Origin of the sequence: Melaminivora alkalimesophila (assembly GCF_000282995.1) — a bacterium.
In the GTDB taxonomy this organism is placed as follows: Bacteria; Pseudomonadota; Gammaproteobacteria; order Burkholderiales; family Burkholderiaceae_C; genus Melaminivora; species Melaminivora alkalimesophila.
In genome coordinates, this window is the sequence record NZ_ALEE01000616.1 from 1 (window position 1) to 1886 (window position 1886).

1 protein-coding gene and 1 pseudogene are annotated in these 1886 nt (G+C 71.9%); one reads left to right on the forward strand and one right to left on the reverse strand.

Annotation, left to right across the window (positions count from 1 at the left end):
- Positions 1 to 1194: pseudogene (locus A612_RS12070) on the forward strand (MFS transporter); the annotation flags it as partial.
- A gap of 34 nt (positions 1195 to 1228) precedes the next feature.
- Here A612_RS12070 and A612_RS12075 read toward each other — a convergent pair.
- On the reverse strand, positions 1229 to 1886 hold a 658-nt coding region (locus A612_RS12075), incomplete at its 5' end, for a uracil-DNA glycosylase (RefSeq protein ID WP_019374728.1).

Genomic DNA, 1886 nt, shown 5'->3' on the forward strand with positions numbered 1-1886 from the left:
GCAGCCGCACCCGCTGCGCCGCGGGCCGAGGGCTTCGTGGCGCACATCGTCGGTGCGGCGGCGCTCGCGCACCTGCTCAACGACATGATCCAGGCCGTGCTGCCAGCGATCTACCCGCTGCTGAAGGCGCAGTTCGCGCTGAGCTTCACGCAGGTCGGATGGATCTCCATGGTCTACCAGCTCACGGCCTCGATGCTGCAACCGTGGATCGGCCTGTAAACCGACCGGCGCCCCCTGCCCTACCTGCTGCCGCTGGGCATGTCGGTGACGCTGGTGGGCGTGGCGCTGCTGGCCGTGGCGGGCAGCTATCCCATGCTGCTGGCGGCGGCGGCGCTGATCGGCGTGGGCTCCTCCACCTTCCATCCGGAAGCCTCGCGCGTGGCGCGCATGGCCTCGGGCGGGCGCTTCGGCACGGCGCAATCGACCTTCCAGGTCGGCGGCAACGCCGGCTCGGCCATCGGGCCGCTGGTGGCCGCCGCCGTGGTGCTGCCACGTGGACAGAGCGCGATCGGCTGGCTGGTGCTGGCGGCGCTGGCGGCGATCGCCGTGCTGTGGAGGATCACCGGCTGGACACTGCGGCACGCGCCGGCGCGCCTGGCAGCGACCGCGCGGCATGCGGCCCCGCCGCTGGCGCGGTCGGCGCTGGTGCGCGCGCTGCTGGTCATCGCGGTGCTGCTGTTCGCCAAGTTCGCCTACATCGCGACCTTCAGCAATTACTTCACCTTCTACCTGATGCAGCGCTTCGGGCTGTCGGTGCAGGAATCGCAGCTCTACCTGTTCCTGTTCCTTGCGGCGGTGGCGGCCGGCACCTTCATCGGCGGCCCGGTGGGCGACCGGATCGGCCGCAAGGCGGTGATCTGGGTCTCGTTCCTGGGCGTGGCGCCGTTCGCACTGCTGCTGCCGCATGCGAGCGCCTTCTGGACCGCCGTGCTGGCGATCGCCATCGGCCTGGTCATGTCCTCGGCCTTCGCCGCGCTGGTGGTGTATGCGCAGGAGGCCGTGCCGAGCCGCGTGGGCCTGGTCTCGGGCGTCATGTTCGGTCTGATGTTCGGCATCAGCGGCATGGCGGCGGCCGGCCTGGGCCATCTGGCCGACAGCCACGGCATCGTGCGCGTGTACCAGTGGTGCGCCTGGCTGCCGCTCTTGGGCCTGGCGACCGCGCTGCTTCCGCCTCCCGACCGGCAGCGCTCCTAGCAGCCCGGCCGCGCTGCCCGGACCGGCGGCGCGCTCAGTAGCCGTGCTGCTCGCGAAAGGCGCGTGCCTGACCGAAGTGTCCGCAGCCGATGAAGGGCCGGGGCGGGCGCTCGGCCGACAGGGGTGAGGGGTGGTTCGCCAGCAGCACCAGGTGGCCGCGGTCTTGCGGGATGAGCGCGCGCTTGGCCTGGGCATGGCTGCCCCAGAGCATGAAGACCACCGGCCGCTGCCCTTCAGCCACGTGGCGGATCACGGCATCGGTCAAGACCTCCCAGCTCTTGCCGGCATGGCTGGCTGCCTGGCCTTCTTCCACGGTGAGCGTGGTGTTGAGCAGCAGCACGCCGCTCTCCGCCCACCTGACCAGACTGCCGCCGGGCTGCGGGAAGGGTGGCGGCGGCGTGCCGAGGTCGCGCTGCAGTTCCTTGAAGATGTTGCGCAGCGACGGCGGAATGCGCACGCCGGGCTGCACGGAAAACGCCAGCCCCTCGGCCTGGCCGCGGCCGTGGTAGGGGTCCTGGCCCAGGATGACCACGCGCACGGACTCGGGCGGCGTGAGCTCCAGCGCACGCAGCGGCTGCGGCGGGAAGATGGTGGCACCCGCGCCCAGGCGGGCGCGCAGGAAGGCGAGCAGCTGCTGGCCGCGTTCGCTGGCGAAGAAATGGTCGACCAGGGGCCGCCAGCCGGGCGCGACC